The organism is Azomonas agilis, from assembly GCF_007830255.1.
Classification (GTDB): Bacteria; Pseudomonadota; Gammaproteobacteria; order Pseudomonadales; family Pseudomonadaceae; genus Azomonas; species Azomonas agilis.
The window spans coordinates 394,087-418,431 of record NZ_VLKG01000001.1 but is presented as its reverse complement, the minus strand read 5'-3'; the positions used below and the strand labels follow the sequence as shown (position 1 = coordinate 418,431).

Sequence of the window (24,345 nt, the reverse complement as noted above, 5' to 3'; positions counted from 1 at the left end):
GTTCTCTGGGGGAATGGAGTCGTTTGTCGTGTTTCAGCGTCCAGAATCTCCGGCTTTGTTGGCCTTTGCAGATACGGAGCGCACGCCCTCTAGCATTCGAGCTGGAGCCTTGGTGTTTGTCGATCCTAAATCTGTGCAGCTCAAACAGCAGCTTGAGCAACTGAGTACCCACACAAAGCCGGTATTGATTGAGGGTGAGCAGGGCACGGGTAAAGAATTACTGGCCCGCTTTATCCATCGGCAGAGTGAGCGTTCGGGGTTATTCGTAGCGGTAAATACCGGCAGCCTTAGCCCTACTCAGGGTGAGGCTGAGTTGTTTGGGCACATCGCGAGTATTTCCGCCGGTTTGAGCAGTCGGGCGGGATGGCTAGGTTCCGCCCAAGGAGGAACCCTGTATCTGGACGAAATCGGCGATTTATCGCTGAGTTTGCAGCAACGATTGTTTGAGGTATTAGAACAGGGTGTGGTTTGGCGCGTGGGTGCTGCTCAAGCTACCCCAGTGGCGGTGCGTCTCATTGTATCCACCAGCTTTGATTTACAACGTGCCGTGCAAGCCGGGCGTTTCAATCGAGATCTGTTTGAGCGCTTACAGCCCAGTTACTTGCGACTGCCGGCATTGCGTGAGCGTCCCGCCGACATTTTGCCTTTGGCGGAGTATTTTCTGAATTATTACAGCCAGCGTCTCAATATACAGCCCCCGCGTTTAACTGAAGCCACGAACCAGCAGTTGTTAAACTATCCTTGGCCGGGAAATACCCGTGAGTTAGAGAGTTGCATGCATTTTGCGCTCTTGATGTGTGGAGAAACCCAGCTTTTGCCGCAACATCTGTATTGGCCTTGTGTGGGGTTCATGCAGACAGACTGATGACAGCCAATACTCTGGACTGAATAAGAGGTACTCTGTGAAGCGATTTCTAAGCCTATCGTTGTTGACCGCCGGGTTGGGATTAGCCGGTACATTACAGGCAACTACCTTGCTGAATGTGTCTTACGACGTGATGCGGGACTTTTATAAAGACTACAACGCCGCTTTTTTAAAGCATTGGAAAGCGGAGGATGGAAGTCCGTTAAACGTCCAAATGTCCCACGGTGGCTCTAGCAAGCAAGCGCGGGCGGTGATTGATGGTCTGCAAGCCGACGTAATTACCATGAACATGGCCACCGACATCAATGCCTTGTACGAGCATGGAAAGCTGATTCCCGAACATTGGGCTGACCGTTTACCCAATAACAGCGCGCCCTTTACCTCAGCGACAGTGTTTATTGTGCGTAAAGGGAATCCCAAGCAGCTCAAAGATTGGCCGGATCTGCTTAAAGAAGGCGTACAGGTTATAGTGCCCAACCCCAAAACCTCAGGTAACGGTCGCTACACTTACTTATCAGCTTGGGGCTATGTGAAGCAGCAGGGCCAAGATGATAAAGCCGCGCGTGACTTTGTCGGCAAACTCTTCCGTCAAGCTCCGGTACTCGATACCGGCGGGCGTGCGGCCACTACCACCTTTATTCAAAACCAAATTGGCGACGTTCTGATCACCTTTGAGAACGAAGCTGAAATGATTGCCCGTGAATTTGGGCGCGGTGGTTTTGAAGTGGTTTATCCCAGCGTATCTGCTGAAGCGGAGCCACCCGTGACTGTCGTAGATAAAGTGGTGGATAAAAAGGGTACCCGCCAACAGGCCGAAGCCTACTTAAAGTATCTGTGGTCTGAAGAGGGACAGCGGATTGCCGCACAAAACTACTTGCGGCCTCGTGATCCTAAAGTGCTGGCTGAGTTTGCCGATCGCTTCCCTAAAGTAGCGTTTTTGCCGGTGGTAAAAACTTTCGGTGAGTGGCCAGTGATTCAGAAAGAACATTTTGCAGATGGTGGTATTTTTGATCAAATTTACATCAAAAAGTAGAGTCTGAGCGCTGAAGGGCACTCGACGGCTTCGAGTGCTCAAAGCCAGCTCCTTAATTTTTAAGGCGTGTGGCAAATTGTTCAACTGCGTTTACTACATGACGAGCGCCTTCTTGGATTTCCACAATAACCGAGCCTGCTTGGTTGGCCAGTTCCAATCCTTCCGTGGTTTGCTGCTGACTGGTGGCCATATTGGTCACTGCTTGAGCGGCTAATTGCTGGTTTTGTTGCACCACAGTAACGATTTCTTCCGTGGCTTTACTGGTGCGTCCTGCCAGTTGTCGAACCTCGTCAGCGACCACCGCAAAGCCGCGTCCTTGATCTCCAGCCCGTGCGGCCTCAATGGCAGCATTCAAGGCCAATAGGTTGGTCTGATCGGCAATCCCACTGATGGTTTTAATGATGTTGCTGATGAGCAGGGATTGTTTATTTAATGCCTCAATTCCGGCGGAGGCCTGCTGAATTTGATCGGCGATTTGATGCATCACGTTGAGCGTGTGCTGTACCACCGTTGAGCCTTGTTGGGCACAGAGGTCGGTTTGTTTTGAGGTGCTGTAGGCAATTTCAGCGGCCTCTGCTACGGCCTGCTCCTGTTGAACTTGCTCGGTAATATCCGTAGCGAATTTAACGATTTTTTTCAGATTGTTGTGTAGGTCAAATACGGGGTTGTATGAGGCTTCCAGCCAAATGGCATGTCCGTGGCTATCGAGACGTTTAAATCGACCAGTGACGTATTGGCCCTGATTGAGGGTGCGCCAAAACTCTTGGTATTCCGACGAGTTTACTAACGAAGGCTCACAAAGCATGCGATGGTGTTTGCCTTTCAAAGTATCGAGTGAATACCCCATCAACTGTAAAAATTTGCTGTTGGCCGTAACGATGTTGCCTTCTGGGGTGAACTCAATCACGGCCATAGAGCGCATAAGGGCGTTAATCAAACTCTCTTGTTCCTGAGCGCGCTCTAAGGCTTCAGTAATCTCATTTCCCAGACAAATTACTTGCAGCAATTGTCCTTGTTTGTCCTTTACCGGAGTCCAAGTTAAGGATGCCCAAACCTCACGACCATCTTTGCACATCAGACCGCACACATCATGGAATGAGGGGCCATTGCGCCATGTGGCTTGTATTTTGGGGTAGGCGGCAGTGGTGCGGTAATAGTTGGATAACAGTTGATCTACGGGCCGACCCTGCAATTCTGTAGCGCTTCTGTATCCAAGAAATTGCAGCATCTGGTCGTTAATCTCCTCTATAACCCCTTGATGCGAGACACTAAAACACAACATTGATTGACCGATTGCATCACGGACGCTCTGCACTTTGGCTGATTCACGTTGCATGTCAGATAGTTGCCGTTTAAGCGCTGAGTTAAACATCAAAACCGACCTACCTTGAGGTTACGTTGGGTAAAAATGCACAAGTGCGTAGTGCAGGTGTCGAGAGTTTTATACCACTACAGCAATACATACTGTGTTGTTTAAAGCCAGTCAGGGTAAAACCCAAATGGGTTTGTTTGTTGTATACAAACATATCCGCCCGCACGGCAATTTTCACTAGAGTATAGGAAGAATACGGATGTCTGCTGTGTCATCTCAATTGATCTGCAAAACCTTTCCTGTGGGGTTGTTGCATTGTAATTGCACCCTGATAGGCAATACGGAGACGGGTGAAGCCTTGGTGATTGATCCGGGTGGAGATGCAGATCAGATAATGGCCTATGTGCATCAGTTTAACTTGCGTTTAGTCAGTATTTTGCACACCCATGCTCATTTAGATCATGTGATGGGCGCAGGAGCCTTAAAGCAGCATACTGGAGCCCGTATCGCGGTACCGGCGGCAGATCGTTTTTTATGGGAGGCTGTAGAGATGCAATGCCGTGCGTTTCGTCTAGCCTATACTCCAGTCCCGGAGCCTGACGATTGGTTGCAGGATGGAGACGCGCTAGCCTTGGGTGGCATAGCCCTACATACGCCGGGACACTCTCCAGGATCAACTTGTTTTTGGTTCCCTCAGGAGCACTTACTGGTAGCCGGAGACACCCTATTTCGTCGAGGCATAGGGCGCACGGATTTGTGGGGTGGGGATTATGCAACTTTGGAACAATCTATTCGTCAAAAGCTCTATAGGTTAGACCAAAACACTCGTGTGATTACGGGGCATGGCCCAGATACCCTATTAGGCGACGAAATGCGGGAAAATCCTTACATTCGAGGCTAATTTCTGGAAACTGTGATACCTCTAAAGCCCTAGAGGTTCGTTATTGATATGATGATCTTGCCAAGGTATGCAAGGTCTTTATAGGAGTGTGTTCTATGCTTAAATTATCCCGCCCTCTGATTTGGGGCTGCATGGCAGTGTTTTTGGCAGGCTGTGCCTCAAACGATCCGAACAATCAAAACCAGAGCCAAGGTGTCGGTAAAACGGCAACCTACGGTGGTATGGGCGCTTTGGCCGGTGCCGCAGCCGGTGCCTTACTGAATAAAGATAACCGTGGTAAAGGGGCTTTGATCGGAGCGGCTGTAGGGGGTGCTGCGGGCGCTGGTTACGGTTACTACGTGGATAAACAAGAGGCCGAGTTACGCCAGCAAATGGCCAACACAGGGATTGATATCCAGCGTCAAGGGGATCAGTTGACCTTGGTGATGCCCGGCAATATAACCTTTGCCACCAACTCGTCAGATATTTCCAGCAGCTTCTATACGCCCCTGAATAATCTGGCCAATAGCCTCAGACAGTACAATCAAAGCACCATTGAAGTCATCGGTTATACCGATAGCACAGGCTCTTACCAGAACAATGTGGCCTTATCCCAACGCCGTGCCCAAAGCGTGGTGAACTATTTAGTGTCTCAGGGTGTTGAGGGTTCACGGGTGATTGCTCGTGGTGCCGGCCCAGAAAATCCCATTGCCAGCAATGCGACTGAATCGGGACGGGCCCAAAACCGTCGTGTGGAGGTTAAATTGACCCCCATGCAGCAGCAACATCAGCAGCAGCCTTACTGACGATAAAGGATTTGTTTGATTTTTTGCCAAAAAGCCCCAGTTTCTGGGGCTTTTTTATGGCGCTTTAGTTTTGTGGATAGAGGCTCTCTGGGCTTATTAATAGAGTTTTGATCTTAAGCAAGTACCTTGAATCTAATCTTTCGCTAAGAAATTTGCTGAGTAGAGGCTTAATGCGCTATTAGTATGCCTTCATGTTAGGTCGTTTGAAATTTCGCGCAATGTCTTGGAAAAGCATGGGCGGTTTTTCTTAAGTCTGCTGCAAACTAACGTGAACAGTTAGGAAAACGACGCGCTAAGCGCAGTTATGACAGGTTATGTCGCTCAACTCAGAATAAAATAATGAAGCAGCTGACTCGATCGTTCTCCAGTGCTCTAGTGCAAAATGCGGCTGGATTGGTGTTGGTGATTGGTAGCGCTGTGCTCATAGGCATGGTATGGCAAGCGGTTTCTAGCACACGGCAAGCGGCCGAATATGAACTCTCCCATGCTTTGGATCGTTCAGTCGAGCGCTTACGCATACTGATCCAAGCGGCTGAGATGACGGCAGACTCAGCAGAGCGTATCGCCAGAGTACCCGCAGTAACAGCCAGCACCTTGTTTCCTGCATTGGATCGGGCTTTAGCTGCCTTCGAGCAACGCCCTGAGCTCAGCTATCTGGGTATTGTGCTACCAGAATACGGTGAGTACGGTACCTTAGAGCGAACTTCTGAGGGGCAAATTCTATTGTGGCTGCATCCAGGAGCGCGGCCTGATGCTGCCATGACTCGCAATTTTGTCCTGACCGAACAAGGATTTATTCCTTATACCCAGCAGGCTCCTAATGGCTATGATCCTCGCGCCCGTCCTTTTTATCAGGCTGCGCTCCAAGGAGCTGCGGAAGGTCGTTGGTTACCCAGTTATCAATGGATTGTGCATTCCATTAGCCGAGTTCCGCTCTGGGGGTTGAGCTATGTAAAAGCACTATGGGATGCAAACGCCCAGCTCATTGGCGTGTTAGATGTTGACTTGGATTTGCCCGCCTTAAACCGATTTTTACAGGAATTGGCTACCGAGTATGGAGTACAGCTCCAGATTGTTGAATTAGGCAACACACCGCTTTTGATTGGCGATCAGCGTATTGCTGGAGAGCCACTCAGTGTACCCAACGAACTGGCTCAGTTGATTCAGTCACAGGGTGAGGCGGGTGTTGGCCAATGGGTATCGGCACAGGGAAGCCATTGGGCTGCGGTTCGACACCTTGAACTTAAAGGTGGGCTTACTTGGGTGGTTGTCGCCAGCCGCCCTACGGCTCTGATTGAGGCTCCTTTACGCCGCCAACTTTACCAAGTAGCAGGTATGGGGCTGTTGATTTTGATTGGCCTGGTATGGGGTTCCATACGCATAGCTCGCCGCTTTACTCAGCCTTTGGTTAAGCTTGAGCGCCGACTGAAACAAGCCAGTGACTCAGATACCTTGGAACCTTTGGTTATTGACAGCCCTTCCAGTGAGTTTCGGGAAACCCAGCGCCTAGAGCAAGCGTTAAGTCATTTAGCTTTAGCCGTGCAACAGCGTGAAGAGCAGTTGGCCCTGCAAAATATCGAACTGCTTGAAGCTAAGGAGCAGCAGTTGGCTTCTTTGGCCTTAAAAGGAGCCATTATTGACTCCACGGATACAGCCATTTTTAGTTTGGATAAGCAGCTTTTAGTCATCGAATGGAATCGGGCTGCCACACAACTCTTTGGTTGCTGTCGAGAGCAAGTGCTACAGCGGCCCATTACCGAGCTGGTGGATACTCCAGAAAATGCCCTAGATTGGCCCAGCATGTTAGCCATCAAAGACATCAGCACTTATCAGCTCGTCGGCCATTTAGGAGTGTTTGACGCTGAAGTGCGCGTGATTAAAGGGCACCAGCAGGGGCAGCCTGTTTATACCCTAGTCATTGAAGATATCTCAGCCCGTCGTAAGGCTGAACGGCGCTTAAAGCAAGAACGAGATTATGCCGATGCAGTGCTGAATAGTCTGCCGGGTGTGTTCTACCATTGTGATGAATACGTTCGTCTGCAACGCTGGAACCGAAATTTTGAGCGCATTACCGGCACCAAGGCTGATCAGTTGCTGGGTGTAGATCCCATCTCATTTATGCCCAAAGATGAACAAGAACGGGTTGCCGCTAAGGTGGCAGAAGTATTTGAGAAAGGAGCGGTGCATTTTGAGGCCAGCTATGTACTGCCTAATGGTCAGCGCATTCCCTGCTTGTTTACCGGCGTGCGTTTTGCCCACGAGGGAGCCTGTGGTTTTGTTGGATTAGGTACGGATATTTCAGAGCGTAAACGAGCGGAGCAGCGTTTACGCCACCTAGCTACACACGATGTAGTCACGGATCTACCCAATCGCTATTTGCTCCGAGATCGGCTTGAACAAGCCATTGCCAGCGCTGAGCAAACCCATAAGCCACAAGCCTTACTGCTGGTCGATTTGAATAGATTTAAGGTCGTTAATGATGCTTACGGCCATCCTTTTGGTGACAAAGTGCTAAAGGCGATGGGTGAGCGGCTGGTTTCGCTGTTTACCCAAGCTGATACCGTGGCGCGCCATAGTGGTGATCAGTTCCTAATCCTTGTACGAGACTTGCAGCATGTTGATGAAGCCCATTTGATCGCCCGCAAAGTTATTGACAGTATCTGCCAGCCCATTCTGTTACAGGGGCGAGAGATTCATCTATCCAGCCACGTGGGGTTAAGTCTTTGCCCCTATGACAGCAATAATGCTGAAACCCTCATTCAGCATGCAGATCAAGCTCTGTGTCATGCCAAGCGTTTGGGGCGAAATCGGTGCGTCAGCTTCACAGCGGAAATGAATCAGCAGATGCAACAGCGCATCAATCTGGAAACTTTTCTGCACGGCGCGGTGGCCGCCGGACAGTTACAACTGGTTTATCAGCCCAAGGTGAGTTTGCACACAGGGGGGATTGTCGGTTGTGAGGCTTTATTGCGTTGGCATCATCCTCAATTGGGTATGATACCGCCTGATCAATTTATTCCTGTGGCAGAAGAGTCGGGCCTAATTGTTCCGATCAGTGCGTGGGTGATGCGTACAGCCTGTCTTCAGGCTAAAGCTTGGTTTGATGCTGGTTTGCCGCGTACCACCGTGGCCGTCAACATTTCCGCCTACCTGCTGCAACAAGATCTTTCCGTTTGGACACTGGATGTATTGCAGGAAACAGGGCTGGCACCGGAGTTGCTGGAGTTAGAGCTGACAGAAAGCATGATTGCGCAAGATGTTGAGCGTACGATCGGTATTTTTGATCGACTCACGGCTGTAGGGATACGACTCTCGATAGATGATTTTGGTACCGGCTATTCCAGCCTCAGCTATTTAAAGCACTTACCCGTGGATACCCTGAAAATTGATAAATCCTTTGTGGACAATATGCTAATCCGCTCAGAGGATGAAGCCATAGTACGGTCGGTGATTAGGTTGGCGCATAGCCTAAAATTTAAGGTGGTCGCCGAGGGTGTCGAAACTGCTGAGCAATGCGATGTGTTGCGTGCCTACCGATGTGATGAAATCCAAGGTTACTATTTCAGCAAGCCAGTCTCTGCTCAGGCATTTGAAACTCTGTTGCGTGAAGGCACCCGATTGGAGATCAGTGATACAACCATGCTCCCGAAAATATCATCAAGCTGAATTTAAAGGCCGCTTCATCAGATAAAGCGGCCTATTTAGAGTAGCTAATGGCTTAGCGGGTGGAACGGTTGGCGGCCTGTAAAGCAGTCAGAGCGATGGTAAATACGATGTCATCTACTAAGGCACCGCGTGACAAATCGTTAACCGGCTTGGCTAAGCCTTGCAGCATGGGGCCCACGCTTAAGCAGTTCGCATTGCGCTGTACCGCCTTATAGGTGGTGTTGCCTGTATTCAGATCGGGGAATACAAACACTGTAGCTTGGCCGGCTACCTTGCTGTTAGGTGCTTTTTGCTTACCGACACTGAGCACGGAAGCAGCGTCATATTGCAAGGGGCCGTCGATGGGCAGATCTGGGCGACGGTCTTGGGCAATGCGTGTGGCCTCGACGACTTTCTCTACTTCTGCACCACTGCCGGAGGTTCCGGTGGAATAGCTGATCATCGCTACCCGTGGCGAAACGCCCAAAGCCACAGCAGATTCGGCGCTTTGTAGGGCAATTTCGGCCAATTCGGTAGCGTTGGGATTGGGGTTGACCGCGCAATCGCCGTACACCAGTACCTGATCGGGCAGCAGCATAAAGAATACTGAGGATACGAGGTTGTAACCCGGTGCAGTTTTGATCAGTTGCAGCGCGGGGCGAATGGTGTTGGCGGTGGTGTGGATGGCCCCGGAGACTAATCCGTCTACCTCATCCAAAGCCAACATCATAGTGCCTAAAACCACGGTATCTTGCAGTTGCTCGCGAGCTTGCTCAGGGGTTAAGCCCTTGGCTTTGCGCATCTCTACCATAGGCTCGACGTAGTTGCCGATAATCTGCTCAGGGTCAAGGATTTCCAAGCCAGCGGGTAGATTGATGCCCTGTTCTTGGGCAACCTTGTGTACTTCTTCCGGTTTGGCTAATAGAACACAGCGCGCAATCTGGCGCTCTTGGCAGATGGCGGCGGCGCGCACGGTTCTGGGTTCGCTGCCTTCTGGGAGTACGATACGCTTATTGGCATCCTGTGCGCGTTTCACCAACTGGTAGCGGAAAGCGGCTGGGGACATGCGCAGCTCACGCGGCAAGCTGCAACGAGTATGCAGTGACTCAGGGTGTAGGTGGCTGGCGATGAACTGAGTGACATTTTTGGCCCGCTCAATATCATCGGAGGGCGTTTCTTTATTCAGACCGAATAGATTATTGGCCGTATCGTAGGAGCCAGTAGTGACCGTCATCACTGGTAGGCCGCTGTCTAAAGCAGCTTTGCACAGTCCCATGATGCGCTCATCGGGGGCGAAGTCACTGCACAGCAGCAGTCCGGCCAGTTTCACACCGTTGAGTGAAGCTAAAGCGGCTGCAAGGATGATGTCGTCACGATCGCCGGGCGTAACCACCAGTACACCGGATTGCAGTAAGGGTACTGTGTTAGGAACGGCCCGAGCACAGAGCACAATCTGTTGGATGCGGCGTTGCTCTGCTTCACCGGCATTCAGCACTTTGGCACCCAGCAGTTCAGCCACATCACGGGTACGCAGGGCGTTGAGCTCTGTTTGGAAAGGAATACTGCCTAACAGTTGGAAGTCGGCTGTATCTAAGATAGGTAGGGCTTGTTTTAGCTGCTCTACAAAGGCCGGGATGCCCGCTGCGTAGCGAACTTTATTCAGCACAACGCCTAAGACTTTAGGATCTTTAGCACCGCCGAAAGATTGGGCTTGAATCTCAATGCGTTCAGCCAGTTGTTTGAGGCTGTCTTCACCCTGCGCGGCGACTAAAATAACCTCCGCGTCTAGGCTTTTAGCCAGATGGGTGTTCAGACGCACTGGATAGTCGGCGGCCTTGTGGGTAGGCATCATACCTTCCACAATCACCACATCTTTACCAGCGGCCGCCTGTTGGTAACGGCTGACCACCTCTTCCAACAGTAAATCCAAATCACCATTGGCCAGTTGGTGTTCCACCTGCTCTAAAGGAATAGGATCGGGTGCTGTATAGCCAAGAGCCCGCTCTACTAAGAGGCATGAGCGTTCCCGACCTTGGTCAAGGGGAAAGGGTTGGGCGATGGGTTTGAAGAAGCCGACTTTAAGACCAGCCTGCTCAAGAGCACGGAATAAACCCAAGCTGATGGAATTCAAACCAACACTAAAACCGGTAGGAGCTAGGAAAAGGGCGTGCATAACATCTCCTTTGGGGAGCGAAGTTGGATAACACGGGAACGCTTGCAGATCCATTGTTAGAGTAGTTTCCCCAGTCCGAAACGATGGAGTTTCGGACTGAGATTAAAGGATCTGCGGACAGATGAATTAGTCGTCCAGTAAGGCCAGTGTATCCAGCGCGATTTGCCGTTCTTCGTTCGTGGGAACGACCATAACCCGTGGGCTTCCAGCCGCTTGGATTTCTCCCGCTACGCCGCATACACAGCGGGCATTGGCTTCTGCGTCCAATTTAATGTTAAAGAGTTTTAAGAACTCGACGGTTTGGGCGCGTACAGCGGCTGAGTTTTCACCGATGCCGCCGGTAAAAATCAGACCATCTAGGCGGGGCAGGGCGCAGGCCATACCGGCTAGCGACTTAGCGAGGCGGTAGCAGAACACATTAAAAGCCAGCGTCGCACCCTGATGGCCCGCTTTTTTGGCCTCGTAAATGGTGCGCATATCGTTGGATAAACCCGACAGGCCTTTCAAACCGCTGTCACGGTTTAGCATGTTGTCGATTTGATCCAAGCTCCAGCCGAGGGTACTGGCCAAGTAGCTGTGTAGATTGGGGTCTACATCACCGCTGCGGGTTCCCATGACTAAACCTTCCAGCGGTGTCATGCCCATGCTGGTGTCACGGCTCTCGCCGTTGACGATGGCACAAGTGGAGCTGCCATTACCTAGATGGGCACTCAACCAGCAGCTATCTTCAACGGGTAAGCCGGTCATTTCGGCGGCGCGTTTGCTTACATAACGGTGGCTGGTGCCGTGGAAACCATAGCGGCGGACACCGTGCTCTTTATACAAAAACTCCGGTACGGCGTAGTGGTAAGCGTAGTCTGGCATGCTTTGGTGGAAGGCGGTGTCGAAAACGGCTACCTGCGGCAAACCGGGGAACAACTCTATAGCCGCTTCAATACCAATCAGGTTCGCTGGGTTGTGCAGCGGAGCTAATTGGGCACTGGCACGGATGCCTTCCAATACCTCATCGTTGACGATTCCGGCACTGGTGAAGTGCTCACCACCGTGTACAACGCGATGGCCAATACCATCCAAATGGCCGCCGGCTGCTTTTTGGGCTAAGGGCAGAATGAAAGACAGGGCGGCTTGGTGATCTGCGCCTGGCATGTCTTTGATTTGTTTCTCTGGGCCGACTTGCCATTGCAACACCGCCTCGGGGCTACCTAAGCGTTCTGCCAAGCCTTGCAGTCGGAATGTAGGCTCATATTCATGAACTAGGGCAAACTTGATGGACGAACTGCCACAATTGATCACCAAAATATTGCGATCAGACATTTGGAACTCCTCGGTTTAGCTAATTATTTGAGTTTATTAGGATTTTCGCCTGCCGCTCTGCTGTACCGGATCCCCTAGACTTGTAGTCTTAATCGCAACGCTGGTGTTCGTTTTGTGTCACAGTGTTCGTACAAGAGCGCTAGATTGGAAGGATTCTTACATAACTCATGGGGTGTGAGACTCATCCAAAGGTTGTAGGAAGTGCTTGAAAGTTGGCTACTTTCGTGGGGTCGCGGTAATTTGCCGCGCTTTAAAGGGCTGTGATTCGCTTAAATCTTTGCAGCCAGCTACACTTCAAACTCCATTTCTTCTTTGTAATAAGGTTAGGCTCATGCAGATCGCCTCCCAGAAAGCTGTTTCAATCGACTATACCCTGACCAACGAGGCTGGTGAGGTGATCGACAGTTCAGCCGGTGGTGCGCCGCTGGTTTATCTGCACGGTGCCAATGCCATCATCGTTGGGCTTGAGCGGGCATTAGAAGGTAAGGTAGTAGGTGATCGTTTCCAAGTCAGCATTGAACCTACTGATGCTTATGGCGAGTACAGTGCAGAGCTGTTAGCTACCCTAAATCGCTCCATGTTTGAAGGGGTGGATCAGTTAGAAGTGGGGATGCAGTTCCATGCTTCTGCCCCCGATGGCGGTATGCAAATTGTGACTATTCGTGAATTGGATGGCGATAACGTCATTGTGGATGGCAATCATCCTTTAGCCGGTCAGCGTTTGAATTTTGACGTAACGGTCGTACAGGTGCGTGATGCAAGTCCAGAAGAAATTGCCCACGGCCATATTCATGGCGAGGGCGGACACCACCACTAAGCAGTAAAGAATAGGTACGGGCTGTACACCGATTTAAAGTCTGTGCCTGTTATCATTCAGCTGGGGAGGGGATCGTGGATAGTTTTCATTCGATGATTTTACCGGCACTGGGCGGTGGCCAATTAGCCTTAGAGCAATTTCGCAATCAGGTGGTATTGGTAGTCAATGTAGCTTCTCAGTGTGGTTTGACTCCCCAGTATGCTGGATTAGAAACCCTGTACCGACAATATGCATCGCGTGGGTTTAGTGTATTGGGCGTGCCCTGCAATCAATTTGGAGCACAGGAGCCAGGTACAGACGAAGACATTCGCCAGTTTTGCAGTCTTAACTACGGGGTCAGCTTTCCGATGGCGGGAAAGTTAGAAGTCAACGGGCCGCAGCGTCATCTGTTATACCAATGGCTGGCTGGGGATCAGGCTCCATTCCCCGGTGATATCACATGGAATTTTGAGAAGTTTCTTGTCGGTAAAAAGGGCCAGATCATTGCCCGTTTTTCCCCTCGCGTACTGCCTGACGATCCCGGTTTGACGCAGCAGATCGAGTCCGCCTTGTTCGAGTAGCGAATATCTATTTTTGAGTAGGGTTTCAAAGCGCTAGGTATAAAAAAAGGGTCATCCAAAATAAGCCTTGGGGAAGGCAGCAGAAGGGAAGGAGAGGATGACCCTTGGGAAAGCCTGCATTCTAAACACAAGAGCCTTGCTTGTTAATATATGTTTTCTATCCTTATGATAGAAAAATGCTATTTCATCCTTTGAGCTTTTTTCAGTGGAAAGGCTAAGGGCACAATAAGGTGTTTATAGCCTTTGAGTGAATGTTTATGCCTTCAGTATTCGGGGTAGGTGTGTCCTGTTGGATAGCTGGCTTGCGTTTGATTTTTCGCCCAGAGCTTAGGCTGTTTGTGTTATTGCCGCTGTCGTTGAATATATTGGTATTTTCTGGGCTGTTGTATCTATCTATTCAGCAGTTTGAGCATTGGTTGGCCATACTGATGCCCAGTTTGCCAGATTGGTTGTTGTTTTTAGAATATCTGCTCTGGCCCATTTTTGTGCTGTTGTTGCTGGTGATCGTGTTTTTTACCTTTACCTTGGTGGCGAACTTTTTAGCGGCTCCGTTCAATGGTTTATTGTCTGAACGTGTAGAGCGTTTGCTAGACCCTCAAGCTTCTGTGCCGGAATTTCAGTGGGCTGAATTCGTGGCTGTTGTACCCCATAGTATGGCGCGGGAGTGGCAAAAGCTGTCCTATTTCATACCGCGTGTCTTGGGGTTGTTGCTGTTATCCGTCATTCCTGTAGTCAACTTAGTGGCCACCCCCTTATGGTTGATCTTTGGGGTTTGGATGATGGCCGTGCAGTACTTGGATTACCCAGCCGATAATCATCGCCTAAACTGGGGCGAAACCTTAGCTTGGATACGCGCTCGGCGTTGGAAAAGCTTTGGGCTAGGCGGTACTACCTATGCCGCTTTATTGGTGCCAGGTTTTAACTTGTTGGTGATGCCCGCTGCCGTAGCGGGTGCCACTGTGCTGTGGGTACAAGAGCAACAGCAATCCGATAAGGCAGAATAGTCCGCTTAGAGATTATGCTTCTTAGGTGTTAGAGGCGGTTGCGTAAACTGGACTGCCTCAAGGCCTTGCTGCATCAGGGCGCGAATGTTGCGATGATCCTCAGCTTCAGGGTGTGCTAACACGGCCCGATAGTGTTCCCCAAAGGCTAACAGTGCTTCTTGAGTGCTAAAGCCTTCGAGTACGGCAAGGCCTAACAGCTTACAAGAGCCTTCGTTTTCTCCCACTGCATTCTGGACATCACCATTGGTAAAAGCAGTGGGCTGGTAGTGGTAGTGCTGGGCAATAAACTGCAGAGTATCGCTAAAGCGGTGGTCATCGTGTTGGATTTTGGCTCTAAATTGACTGAGGTCGTTCACAGTAGTTCTCGGTTTGCTGCTCATAATAATGCGGGGATAGAGGATCGGCATGTACCAAAACCTCTGCCTGAGGATAATGCTGTTGGATATTTTGGCTGATCTGTACGCAGGCCTGATGTGCTTCTTTGAGGCTCATAGACTCGGGTAAATCAACGTGCAGTTGAATAAACCAGCGGGTTCCTGAGCCCCGGGTGCGTAGTTCATGGCAGCCTATGACGTGGGGCGTGGCACAGATTAAGGCTTTGATGGAGGTGGTGATTTCTGGAGATAACTCTCGATCCATCAAGACCGCTGTGGCTTCGCGGGCGATCTTGATCGCACTCCATAAAATGTAAAAGCTGATCAGAATGCCAAACACTGCATCCATACGCTCTAAGCCCAACTCTGTAAGTACTAACGCCAGTAAAATGCTGCCATTGAGCAGTAAATCAGAGCGATAGTGTAGGGAGTCTGCTCGAATAGCCGTTGAGCCGGTAGTGCGTACTACATAGTCTTGATAGCGAATTAGGGCAGTGGTCAAGACCAAGGAAAGTAGCATCACCAAAATGCCCAAGGTCGGAGCGGCCAAGGGTTGCGGGTTGATCCAGCGCTCGATGGCTTGGCTTCCCACCAATACAGCGCTTAAACCGATAAAGGTAGCTTGCCCTAAGCCTGCAAGGGCTTCAGCTTTACCGTGTCCATAACGGTGCTCGTTATCAGGCGGTTGCAGTGCATAGTGAACGGCCAGCAGATTGAGTAAGGAGGCCACGCCATCCAATAGAGAGTCTGTCAATCCTGCCAACAGACTCACAGATTCGCTTAGCCACCAAGCGATGGCTTTACCCAAGGCTAAACTGAGTGCCACCGTCAAAGCCGCATAGGTGGCACGGCGCATTAGTTGTGCATGGTAGGGATTATTCATGGGCTTGAGGGGGCAGTGCTTTGGGCCAAAATCTGGCGCGGGACGCGCTTGAGGGTAACTTGTTGATCTTCTAAAGGCAGGCTGTAGCCTAACTCCTGTTCCAGCAGCATTTTTAAGCGTGCCCGATCTACCTGACCGTCGGCTTGCAAGGTTTCCTGCAGCTTTTGAGGTTCAAGGCTGTACTGCGGACGGCGAGTATGGGGGATATAGATGGCTCCGGTAGTGAAGTCGATGCTCAGTGCTACAACGCCGGGCACAATGTAAAGCAGTAAGCCGAGGGCATCCAATCCTGCAATCAAGGGGTCGACATCTCCACCGATCTGTCCCCGTCGATCAGGGTAAAAGATCGACCCGCATCCTGTGAGCTGTATCGTCAGCGTACTGATCAGCAGACCACTGATCAGTGGCTTGAATAGACGCATGTGTCCTCCGGCTTGATTCATGGGAGCCTCTGTAGCTAAAAGTGTTCTATTTCGGATTGTCGATTTATGAAATATTCAGAGATCAGCTCAACTCGAAAGCCAATCATGGATCGCTTATGATCCTATTGATCAGTTGCAGGACAGGGTACAGTTTTGTAGCTCGTAGCATAGCCGGGTGGTTTGGGGGGTCCGACCACCCGGTTTTTATTTGAGCTCTGTTAATTTTTGATCCCATTTTGGAGTAACGTTGCATGAGTTCTGTTCCATCCGATCCCATCCCTGATGCTCAAGCGCTGAAAGGGCGCTCAGGGGTTGCCCGTATTATTAAAGCCGCGGGTTATTCACTGGCAGGCTTTCAGGCGGCTTTTCGCGGGGAGGCCGCCTTTCGTCAGTTGGTCTTGCTTAATCTGTTGCTACTCCCCATTGCTTTTTGGGTCGAGGTAAGCCGTGGTGAGCGCGCTCTGTTAGTCGCGGTCTTGTTACTGAGTTTGATCGTGGAATTGCTCAATTCTGCCATTGAGGCCACGGTAGACCGTATTTCCCTAGAGCTGCATCCTTTATCCAAACAGGCGAAGGATATGGGTAGTGCAGCCCAGTTTGTTTCTCTGACAGCCATTACCTTGGTGTGGGGCATTATTTTGCTGTGATTGCACACTAAACGCCTTGATCAGGGGCTGTTTCCCGTACATAACCCAGAAACTTTAATACCGTTTGGTAGGTTTTCTGGGTTTGGCACGCCACTACCACGGCATCGCCGGTTTGCGATTTTTTCAAAATATCCCCTAACTTACGGGTAATTTCATGGTGGTTGACTAAGATCGCCAAATGCACCCGATCGGTTTCCCCTAATTCTGCATTATCAGGCTGTACGCCCGGTTTTGAGCTGATCCATACCCGCAGTTGTTTGCCGTTGTACTCAGTATTCAGCAGTGTCCGCTCAGTTCCTTCGCTTGAGGGCACACGATGACTGATGGCTTTAGGCGTTAGCATATAAGTTCCTGTAAGAGCTTGGGCACGGGCTGCTCAGGGATGTGGTGTTAGTGAGCCCGTTCATGTTGGCCGCATTATAGGGGGATTTTATCGCCTAAATATCGGGGTTTGGTGTGAAAAACCAGTACATCCAACACCACCAATCCCTTGGAGAAAATTTCGCGCAGGCGGGTTTTTAGGGTGCGATAGCTACTTAGCTCTTGGGCGTTAAATCCAGTGAGCTGAATCTGATGATGTTGGGCAATGTAGATGGCCCGTGCGTTGTGAAACTCTTGGGATACCACAATTCCAGAGGATTGCCCGAAAATTTGTTTAAAGCGCACTACTGAATCTAGGGTGCGTATCCCCGCATAATCACAGAAGATAACCTCAGCAGGGACACCTAAGGCAATCAGGCTGTTTTTCATCTCGTCGGGCTCATTGTACTGCGCAGTAGGTAGAGCCCCAGAAACGATGAGTTTTTGGCATTTCCCAGCCCGATAAACTTGGGCTGCTGCTTCCATACGGTGTTGATAAAAAGCATTAGGCTGGCCATTGGCTAAGGTTTTGTTGGTGCCTAATACCAAACAAACTGACTCTGTTGGTAGGAGATCCAGATGGTTAGTGGCGTATTGGGCGTATCGGCTGACCCATAGATTACTGATGATTAAAAAGCCAAGGCCAAGGCTGACTGAGCCCAATAAGATGATTTTGAGTAGACACATGAAGCTTTTATTCCTCAAAGAGTGCCTCTAACGCCTGTTCTAGTCGCGTTACCGCTACCACCCTTAAGCCCTTAGGAGCCTCTTTAGGCGCATTGGTTTTGGGGATGATGGCGCGTTTAAACCCATGCTTAGCGGCCTCCTTCAGACGTTCTTGGCCGCTGGGTACGGGGCGTACCTCGCCGGATAAGCCTACCTCACCAAATACCAGCAGATCATGGGGCAAGGCACGGTTGCGTAGGCTGGAGATAACCGCCGCCATCAAGGCCAAGTCAGCCGCAGTTTCCAGCACCTTAACGCCGCCTACCACGTTGAGGAACACATCTTGGTCATAGGTGGGAATGCCGCCATGTCGATGCAAAACAGCCAGCAACATAGCCAGCCGGTTTTGATCCAAGCCCAAAGTCACGCGGCGAGGGTTAGCCATGTGACTGCTATCCACCAAGGCCTGAACTTCCACCAGCATCGGGCGCGATCCTTCCCAAGTCGCCATCACCACGCTGCCGGGAACCGCTTCTGAGGCGCGGGTCAGGAAAATCGCTGAGGGATTGGAAACCTCTTTCAGCCCACGATCAGTCATCCCAAATACGCCCAGCTCATTGATGGCCCCAAAGCGGTTTTTCACTGCGCGCAGCATACGCAAGCGACCGTCCGGCTCACCCTCAAAATACAGAACGGTATCCACCATGTGCTCCAGCACCCGAGGGCCAGCCAGTGAGCCTTCCTTAGTGACATGCCCAACCAAAAACACCGCAGTTCCGGTTTGTTTGGCGAAACGCACCAGCAGTGCGGTACTTTCCCGTACCTGCGCCACGCCACCGGGGGCGGATTGCAGTTGCTCGGTATAGATGGTTTGAATGGAGTCAATTACCATCACTCGTGGTTGCTCTTGGCGCGCTGTGGCGATGATGGCTTCAATACAGGTTTCGGTCATTACCTTGAGGCGATCTTGCGGCAATTCCAGCCGGCGCGCGCGTAAGGCCACTTGCTGCTGTGATTCTTCCCCAGTGACGTATAGCGCAGGAAAGCGCTGGGCGATGTTGCACAGGGTTTGGAGCAAAATGGTGGACTTGCCGATTCCGGGGTCGCCGCCAATCAAGACCACCGAGCCATCCACCAAACCGCCGCCCAAAACCCGATCCAACTCACCGCAAGCGGTGGAAAAGCGCGGAACCTCTTCTACGCTGACCTCAGCCAAGGTGCGGATGTTGCTTTGCTCGCCAGTCCAACCCGTGCGGCGGCTGCTTGAACTAGTGGGGTGAGACTCAAGGCGGGTTTCAATTAGGGTATTCCAAGCCCCGCATTCGCTGCATTGTCCGGCCCATTTGGGAAAGGTGGCTCCGCATTCTGTGCAGCCGTACAAGCGTTTGGCTTTGGCCATGAAACCCGCTCCGATCAAACAAAGACCAGTATCTTAGCCAAAGGTGTCGGGCGCTGTGTAGAAAATGGATATTTGCCCGATCCTAGCCAGATGCCTTGCAGCACCGACGGGCCAAGGCCACAATGATTGCTCTGTTTTTGATTGATACGCCCCCCGCAAGGATTTCTGATGTCCCAACATACTGCCGCCCGTTTGCGTTTGGCGCCCGAAGCTTTGACTCGTCCCTTTAACAGCAGCCAGTTTAACTTCAGCACTACGGACGAGCTGGAACCTTTTCTAGGCATTTTGGGACAAGAGCGCGCTGTGGAAGCACTCCAATTTGGCGTGGCCATGCCGCGTCATGGTTATAACCTCTATGTGATGGGTGAACCGGGCACAGGCCGCTTTTCCTTTGTGCGCCGTTATCTTCGGGCTGAGGCTAAACGTCAAGCTACGCCCTTAGATTGGGTGTATGTCAGTAATTTTGCAGAATCTCGTGAACCCTTGGCGCTGAGTCTGCCAGCAGGTTGTGCTTCAGGCTTTATCGCCGATATTGCGCAACTGATTGATAATCTGCTGACCACCTTTCCCGCCGTGTTTGAACACCCAAGCTATCAGCAGAAAAAAAGTGCCATTGATCGAACCTTCAATCAGCGTTACGACAAGGCGCTGGATGTGATCGAGAAATTAGCCCTAGAACGCAACATTGCTTTGTATCGTGACTCGGCCAATGTAGCCTTTACCCCAATGCAACAGGGGAAAGCCTTGGATGAAACCGAATTTGCCCAGTTGCCTGAAGCCGAGCGGGAGCGTTTTCACCAAGATATCGCGGTTTTAGAGGAGCGCCTGAACGAAGAGCTGTCTAGCTTGCCGCAGTGGAAGCGCGAAAGCAGCAACCAGTTGCGCCAACTGAATGAGGAAACCGTTACTCAAGCGCTGCATCCGTTGCTGGAGCCCATCACTGAAAAATACGCAGCCAATGAAGGTGTAGTCACCTACCTGCGGGCCATGCAAACGGACTTATTGCGTACCAGCATTGAGCGTTTAGCGGATGAAAGCCGTACCGAGGTGCAAACCCGTACCCTATTAGAGGATATGTACAGCCCCTGTTTAGTGGTGGGGCATCAGCCTCAGGGTGGGGCTCCAGTGGTTTTTGAGCCCCATCCGACCTACGACAATTTGTTTGGCCGTATCGAATACAGTACCGACCAAGGCGCGCTTTACACCAGCTATCGCCAGTTGCGCTCTGGTGCGTTACACCGTGCGAACGGCGGCTTTTTAGTGCTAGAGGTAGAAAAGCTCTTAACTGAGCCCTTTGTATGGGAAGCCCTTAAACGGGCGTTACGCTCCAGCCGGTTGAAAATGGAGTCCCCTTTGAACGAGTTAGGCCGTATTGCTACGGTCACTTTGACTCCGGCCATGATTCCCTTGCACCTTAAGGTCATTTTGATTGGCTCGCGGGAGCTGTACTACAGCCTGCAAGACCTTGATCCTGACTTTCAGGAGATGTTTCGGGTATTGGTGGACTTTGACGAAGATATCCCCCTGTCCGATGATGGTTTAGAACAGTTCTCCCAACTGCTGAAAACCCGTACCTCTGAAGAACAGATGGCACCGCTTACCTCCGCAGCGGTGGCCCGTTTAGCCACTTACAGCGCTCGTTTGGCCGAACATCAGGGGCGATTGTCGGCGCGGATTGGGGATTTATTTCAACTCCTAAGTGAGGCGGACTTTATCCGTCAGCTAGCCCAAGAACAGGTGACGGATGCCCCTCATATTGAGCGCGCTTTACTCGCGAAGGCCACCCGCACTGGACGAGTGTCTGCGCGTATTTTGGACGATATGCTGGCCGGAATTATCCTGATTGATACGGAAGGCGCTGCCATCGGCAAATGCAACGGCCTAACCGTCTTGGAAGTGGGGGATTCGGCCTTTGGCGTACCGGCGCGTATTTCCGCCACTGTATATCCCGGCAGCTCCGGCATTGTAGATATTGAGCGTGAAGTTAGCTTAGGCCAGCCGATTCACTCTAAAGGCGTAATGATTCTGACCGGATACTTAGGCAGTCGCTATGCCCAAGCCTTTCCCTTGGCTATTTCAGCCAGCATTGCTTTGGAGCAGTCCTACGGTTATGTCGATGGTGATAGCGCCTCATTAGGCGAAGTATGCACCCTGATTTCGGCGTTATCGCGCGCGCCGCTCAAACAGTGTTTTGCTATTACCGGCTCCATCAACCAGTTTGGTGAAGTACAGGCCGTAGGAGGCGTGAATGAGAAGATTGAAGGCTTTTTCCGTCTGTGTGAGGCCCGAGGTTTAACTGGAGATCAAGGGGTAATCATTCCTTTTGCCAACGTGACCAACCTGATGTTGGACGAGCGCGTGTTGGAGGCGGTGCGTCAAAATCGCTTCCATGTATATGCGGTGCGCCATGTAGATGAGGCTCTATCGCTGCTCGCGGGCACGGAAGTAGGTGAGCCGGATGAGCAGGGGCATTTCCCAGAAGGCTGCTTAAATGCGCGTGTGGTGGCCCGCTTGCAGGAAATCGCCGAGCTGGATTTGGAGGATGAGGGCCGTCACGAACCTCAGGATGTGCCAGATCTCTCGGCTAAAGCCAGTGCGGCGGTACGGGTACGCATTTAAGGCCGGATGAAATAAAACAGCCACCGCAAGGGTGGCTGATGCTCAATAAGAGAAGCTGCTGTCAAAACTTCCTTGACCTCGGGTCTATGAGCAAGAAAAGGGATGCAATCGGTAAGTCAGATAAATTCCTCAGAATATCTTGGCTCGCTGGGCGATAGGGCTACCCAGTATTGGCTCTTTAGAACCTGTCTGTGATGCCTATTCTGAACAAAGCAATGTGAAATATTTGTCAAGCAGCCACTATGGAAATATTTAGAAAAATATCTGAGCTAAACCTCAACTAAGGCGCTATGGCGTAGCTTGTTGCAGGCTGGTTAGCAGCTTCTGCTATTAATGGATTTTGGGCTGCTTCGGCTGAGTGCTGTCCGAATATGTCAAGTTTAAGGCTGGCTTTGTGCTTGTCGGATGCGTGGGAGCAGGTAAAGCTAATAGCGCACTAAAAGGGGCTTCTAAGCTAAGTCATGCCGGATACCCCCTGCGTGTAGTTGACTCTGCGTCCGGATGCGTGTCACGCCAATATCGACTTAAAAAAACAATAAATGCGGAGTTTAGGATGAGTAGTGACAGCACTCAGCGGGCAAACTGTTGCCAGCAAATTCGTACCAATCCCAAGTTTCAACTCTTAGTCAAAGAGCGTGCTCAGTTGGCTTGGTCACTGACTCTATTGGTCTTGGGGCTGTACTTTCTTTACATGATCGTTGTGGCTGCAATCCCCAGTGTTTTGCATACCCCCTTGCAGGAGGGCGGGCATTTGACTTGGGGCATTCCTATTGCGGCCACCATTATTGTGTTTTCTTGGCTGATGACTGGGTTGTATGTACGTCGAGCCAATACCCGTTTTGATCAACTCAGCCAGTCAGTATTGGAGGAAACACGGGTATGAGGCTATTGATTAGCGGCCTGTTGGGCATGATGTTCTCGCTGAGCACTATGGCCGCCCCCATAACAGCAGCAGAACAACAGCCTTTAAACCTACATGCCATTGCCATGTTCTTTTTGTTTGTATTAGGAACCTTGGTCATTACTTGGTGGGCTGCTCGCCAGACCCATTCCACCGCTGATTTTTATACTGCAGGTGGGGGCATTAGTGGTTTTCAAAACGGTTTAGCCATTGCCGGAGACTATATGTCAGCGGCGACCTTGCTGGGCTTATCCAGTATGGTGTTTGCCAAAGGATATGATGGTTTTGTGTACACCATAGGCTTTTTTGTCGGCTGGCCGTTGATTACCTTTTTGATGGCGGAACGCTTGCGTAATCTGGGCCGGTTCACCTTTGCGGACATCGTTTCTTATCGCTTGGATCAGACCAAAATTCGCACCTTTGCCGCCTTAGGCTCTCTGACGGTGGTGTGCTGCTATCTGATCGTGCAAATGGTGGGCGCAGGCCAATTGATCAAGCTGCTGTTTGGCTTGGATTACTCCATAGCTGTGATGGTCGTAGGCCTGTTGATGTTGGTATACGTCCTGTTTGGCGGCATGATTGCTACGACTTGGGTACAGATTATCAAGGCCGTACTCTTGTTAGCTGGGGGCACCACCCTCGCACTGATGGCTCTATCGCGTTTTGACTTTAGTTTGGAAAATTTGGCGGTTAAAGCAGTGGAAGCCCACAAAATAGGCTGGGATATCATGGGCCCCGGTTCTATGTTGGATAACCCGATTAATGTGGCTTCTATGTCGCTGGGGCTGCTGTTTGGTATCGCTGGATTACCGCATATTTTAATGCGCTTTTTCACCGTGCCTAACGCTAAAGAGGCGCGTAAATCCGTATTTTATGCCACCGGGTTTATCGGATTTTTCTTTCTGGTGGTGATGATTTTAGGCTTTACCTCCATCGTTATTGTGGGGACAGATCCACAGTTTTTTGTTGGGGGTAATACCCAAGGGGCTTTAATTGGTGGCGGCAATATGGTGGCCATGCATTTAGCTAAGGCCGTGGGAGGAAATCTATTTTTGGGCTTTTTATCCGCTGTGGCTTTTGCCACCATCTTAGCGGTGGTGTCGGGTTTAGCCTTGGCAGGAGCCTCAGCAATTTCCCATGATCTCTACGCTAAAGTAATCAAAAAAGGCCAAGCCACTGAGCAGCAGGAAATGCGGGTAACCCGAGTTGCCACAGTCGGCTTAGGCATCGTGGCGATTTTGCTCGGTATTCTGTTTGAAAAAATGAATGTGGCTTTTTTGGTGGGCTTAACTTTTGGTGTGGCCGCTTCCACCAACTTCCCCGTGCTGATTATGGCGATGTATTGGAAAGATCTAACCACCCGTGGGGCACTTTGGGGCGGTTTTGCGGGGTTAGTCTCTGCCTTGGTGTTGGTGGTTTTATCTCCTGCGGTATGGGTGACGGTGCTAGGGCATGAGAAAGCCATTTTCCCCTACGACCATCCGGCACTCTTTTCTATGCCACTGGCTTTTGCGGTTATTATCTTGGTGTCGAAACTTGATCGTAGCCGCCAAGCAGAACTGGAGCGTAGTGCTTATGATGATCAGTTTGTACGGGCTCAAACCGGCTTAGGGGCGGCGGCGGCTGTTAACCATTAACAGGTTACAGCAGTCTAAAAACGCCAGA

The 24,345-nt window shown here is 51.0% G+C and carries 21 protein-coding genes; 12 read left to right on the top strand and 9 right to left on the bottom strand.

What is annotated here, in order from left to right; genetic code table 11:
• Nucleotides 1-28: 28 nt before the first annotated feature.
• Both LX59_RS01905 and LX59_RS01900 read left to right on the top strand, forming a co-directional pair.
• On the top strand, nt 29-865 hold the full coding sequence (locus tag LX59_RS01905; RefSeq protein WP_246118649.1) for a sigma-54-dependent transcriptional regulator: 837 nt from the start codon (nt 29-31) through the stop codon (nt 863-865).
• Between the two features lie 37 nt (nt 866-902).
• Complete coding sequence (locus LX59_RS01900) at nt 903-1,898, top strand: sulfate ABC transporter substrate-binding protein (protein WP_144570139.1); 996 nt, start codon at nt 903-905, stop codon at nt 1,896-1,898.
• A gap of 52 nt (nt 1,899-1,950) precedes the next feature.
• On the opposite strand, the gene LX59_RS16030 is transcribed toward LX59_RS01900, so the two are convergent.
• Complete coding sequence (locus LX59_RS16030; RefSeq protein ID WP_144570138.1) at nt 1,951-3,270, bottom strand: methyl-accepting chemotaxis protein; 1,320 nt, start codon at nt 3,268-3,270, stop codon at nt 1,951-1,953.
• Between the two features lie 199 nt (nt 3,271-3,469).
• Here LX59_RS16030 and LX59_RS01890 point away from each other — a divergent pair, with 199 nt between their 5' ends.
• The 3 genes from LX59_RS01890 to LX59_RS01880 all read left to right on the top strand — a co-directional run bounded on the left by LX59_RS01890 (nt 3,470) and on the right by LX59_RS01880 (nt 8,562).
• Nucleotides 3,470-4,111: an MBL fold metallo-hydrolase gene (locus LX59_RS01890; protein WP_144570137.1), complete on the top strand. Its 642-nt coding sequence runs from the start codon at nt 3,470-3,472 to the stop codon at nt 4,109-4,111.
• 95 nt (nt 4,112-4,206) lie between these two features.
• On the top strand, nt 4,207-4,896 hold the full coding sequence (locus LX59_RS16025; RefSeq protein WP_144570136.1) for a YiaD family glycine zipper/OmpA-like lipoprotein: 690 nt from the start codon (nt 4,207-4,209) through the stop codon (nt 4,894-4,896).
• A 339-nt stretch (nt 4,897-5,235) separates the two neighbouring features.
• Nucleotides 5,236-8,562, top strand: a complete 3,327-nt coding sequence (locus LX59_RS01880) for a bifunctional diguanylate cyclase/phosphodiesterase (RefSeq protein WP_144570135.1) — start codon at nt 5,236-5,238, stop codon at nt 8,560-8,562.
• A gap of 52 nt (nt 8,563-8,614) precedes the next feature.
• Here the strand turns inward: LX59_RS01880 and pta are convergent, their stop codons facing one another.
• Together pta and LX59_RS01870 are read right to left on the bottom strand one after the other, a co-directional pair.
• The gene (gene pta / locus LX59_RS01875) at nt 8,615-10,714 is read right to left on the bottom strand and encodes a phosphate acetyltransferase (RefSeq protein ID WP_144570134.1); all 2,100 of its coding nucleotides are present in this window, start codon (nt 10,712-10,714) and stop codon (nt 8,615-8,617) included.
• Between the two features lie 126 nt (nt 10,715-10,840).
• Nucleotides 10,841-12,028: an acetate kinase gene (locus LX59_RS01870; protein WP_144570133.1), complete on the bottom strand. Its 1,188-nt coding sequence runs from the start codon at nt 12,026-12,028 to the stop codon at nt 10,841-10,843.
• A 331-nt stretch (nt 12,029-12,359) separates the two neighbouring features.
• On the opposite strand from LX59_RS01870, the gene LX59_RS01865 reads away from it, so the two are divergent.
• The 3 genes from LX59_RS01865 to cysZ all read left to right on the top strand — a co-directional run bounded on the left by LX59_RS01865 (nt 12,360) and on the right by cysZ (nt 14,409).
• The gene (locus LX59_RS01865; protein WP_144570132.1) at nt 12,360-12,845 is read left to right on the top strand and encodes an FKBP-type peptidyl-prolyl cis-trans isomerase; all 486 of its coding nucleotides are present in this window, start codon (nt 12,360-12,362) and stop codon (nt 12,843-12,845) included.
• A gap of 74 nt (nt 12,846-12,919) precedes the next feature.
• The gene (locus LX59_RS01860; RefSeq protein WP_144570131.1) at nt 12,920-13,405 is read left to right on the top strand and encodes a glutathione peroxidase; all 486 of its coding nucleotides are present in this window, start codon (nt 12,920-12,922) and stop codon (nt 13,403-13,405) included.
• A 257-nt stretch (nt 13,406-13,662) separates the two neighbouring features.
• Nucleotides 13,663-14,409 carry a sulfate transporter CysZ gene (gene cysZ / locus LX59_RS01855; RefSeq protein ID WP_144570130.1) on the top strand — a complete coding sequence of 249 codons (747 nt, stop codon included), beginning with the start codon at nt 13,663-13,665 and terminating at the stop codon, nt 14,407-14,409.
• Nucleotides 14,410-14,414: 5 nt separating this feature from the next.
• On the opposite strand, the gene LX59_RS01850 is transcribed toward cysZ, so the two are convergent.
• Genes LX59_RS01850 through LX59_RS01840 form a run of 3 tightly spaced genes read right to left on the bottom strand, consistent with a single transcriptional unit; the run spans nt 14,415 to nt 16,088 of the window.
• Nucleotides 14,415-14,765, bottom strand: coding sequence for a HopJ type III effector protein (locus tag LX59_RS01850; protein ID WP_144570129.1), 351 nt, complete (start codon nt 14,763-14,765; stop codon nt 14,415-14,417).
• On the bottom strand, nt 14,743-15,666 hold the full coding sequence (locus LX59_RS01845) for a cation diffusion facilitator family transporter (protein WP_144570128.1): 924 nt from the start codon (nt 15,664-15,666) through the stop codon (nt 14,743-14,745). The genes LX59_RS01850 and LX59_RS01845 overlap by 23 nt, the downstream gene beginning before the upstream one ends.
• Nucleotides 15,663-16,088, bottom strand: a complete 426-nt coding sequence (locus tag LX59_RS01840; RefSeq protein WP_144570127.1) for a polyribonucleotide nucleotidyltransferase — start codon at nt 16,086-16,088, stop codon at nt 15,663-15,665. Before LX59_RS01840 ends, LX59_RS01845 begins: the two co-directional genes overlap by 4 nt.
• A 251-nt stretch (nt 16,089-16,339) precedes the next feature.
• On the opposite strand from LX59_RS01840, the gene LX59_RS01835 reads away from it, so the two are divergent.
• Nucleotides 16,340-16,735, top strand: coding sequence for a diacylglycerol kinase (locus tag LX59_RS01835; protein WP_144570126.1), 396 nt, complete (start codon nt 16,340-16,342; stop codon nt 16,733-16,735).
• Nucleotides 16,736-16,742: 7 nt separating this feature from the next.
• Here the strand turns inward: LX59_RS01835 and LX59_RS01830 are convergent, their stop codons facing one another.
• The 3 genes from LX59_RS01830 to radA form a co-directional block, all read right to left on the bottom strand.
• Nucleotides 16,743-17,078 carry a hypothetical protein gene (locus tag LX59_RS01830; RefSeq protein ID WP_144570125.1) on the bottom strand — a complete coding sequence of 112 codons (336 nt, stop codon included), beginning with the start codon at nt 17,076-17,078 and terminating at the stop codon, nt 16,743-16,745.
• Between the two features lie 74 nt (nt 17,079-17,152).
• Nucleotides 17,153-17,782 carry a SanA/YdcF family protein gene (locus LX59_RS01825; protein WP_144570124.1) on the bottom strand — a complete coding sequence of 210 codons (630 nt, stop codon included), beginning with the start codon at nt 17,780-17,782 and terminating at the stop codon, nt 17,153-17,155.
• 7 nt (nt 17,783-17,789) lie between these two features.
• A complete protein-coding gene (gene radA / locus LX59_RS01820; RefSeq protein WP_144570123.1) occupies nt 17,790-19,160 on the bottom strand; it encodes a DNA repair protein RadA in 1,371 nt (456 codons plus the stop codon).
• A gap of 168 nt (nt 19,161-19,328) precedes the next feature.
• Between radA and LX59_RS01815 the strand changes: the two genes are divergently transcribed.
• From LX59_RS01815 to LX59_RS01805, 3 genes are all read left to right on the top strand, one after another.
• Nucleotides 19,329-21,779: a Lon protease family protein gene (locus LX59_RS01815; protein WP_144570122.1), complete on the top strand. Its 2,451-nt coding sequence runs from the start codon at nt 19,329-19,331 to the stop codon at nt 21,777-21,779.
• Between the two features lie 553 nt (nt 21,780-22,332).
• On the top strand, nt 22,333-22,662 hold the full coding sequence (locus LX59_RS01810) for a DUF485 domain-containing protein (protein WP_144570121.1): 330 nt from the start codon (nt 22,333-22,335) through the stop codon (nt 22,660-22,662).
• Entirely contained in the window at nt 22,659-24,317 is a 1,659-nt protein-coding gene (locus tag LX59_RS01805; protein WP_144570120.1) for a cation acetate symporter, read from the top strand. Before LX59_RS01810 ends, LX59_RS01805 begins: the two co-directional genes overlap by 4 nt.
• The last annotated feature ends 28 nt before the right edge of the window (nt 24,318-24,345 follow it).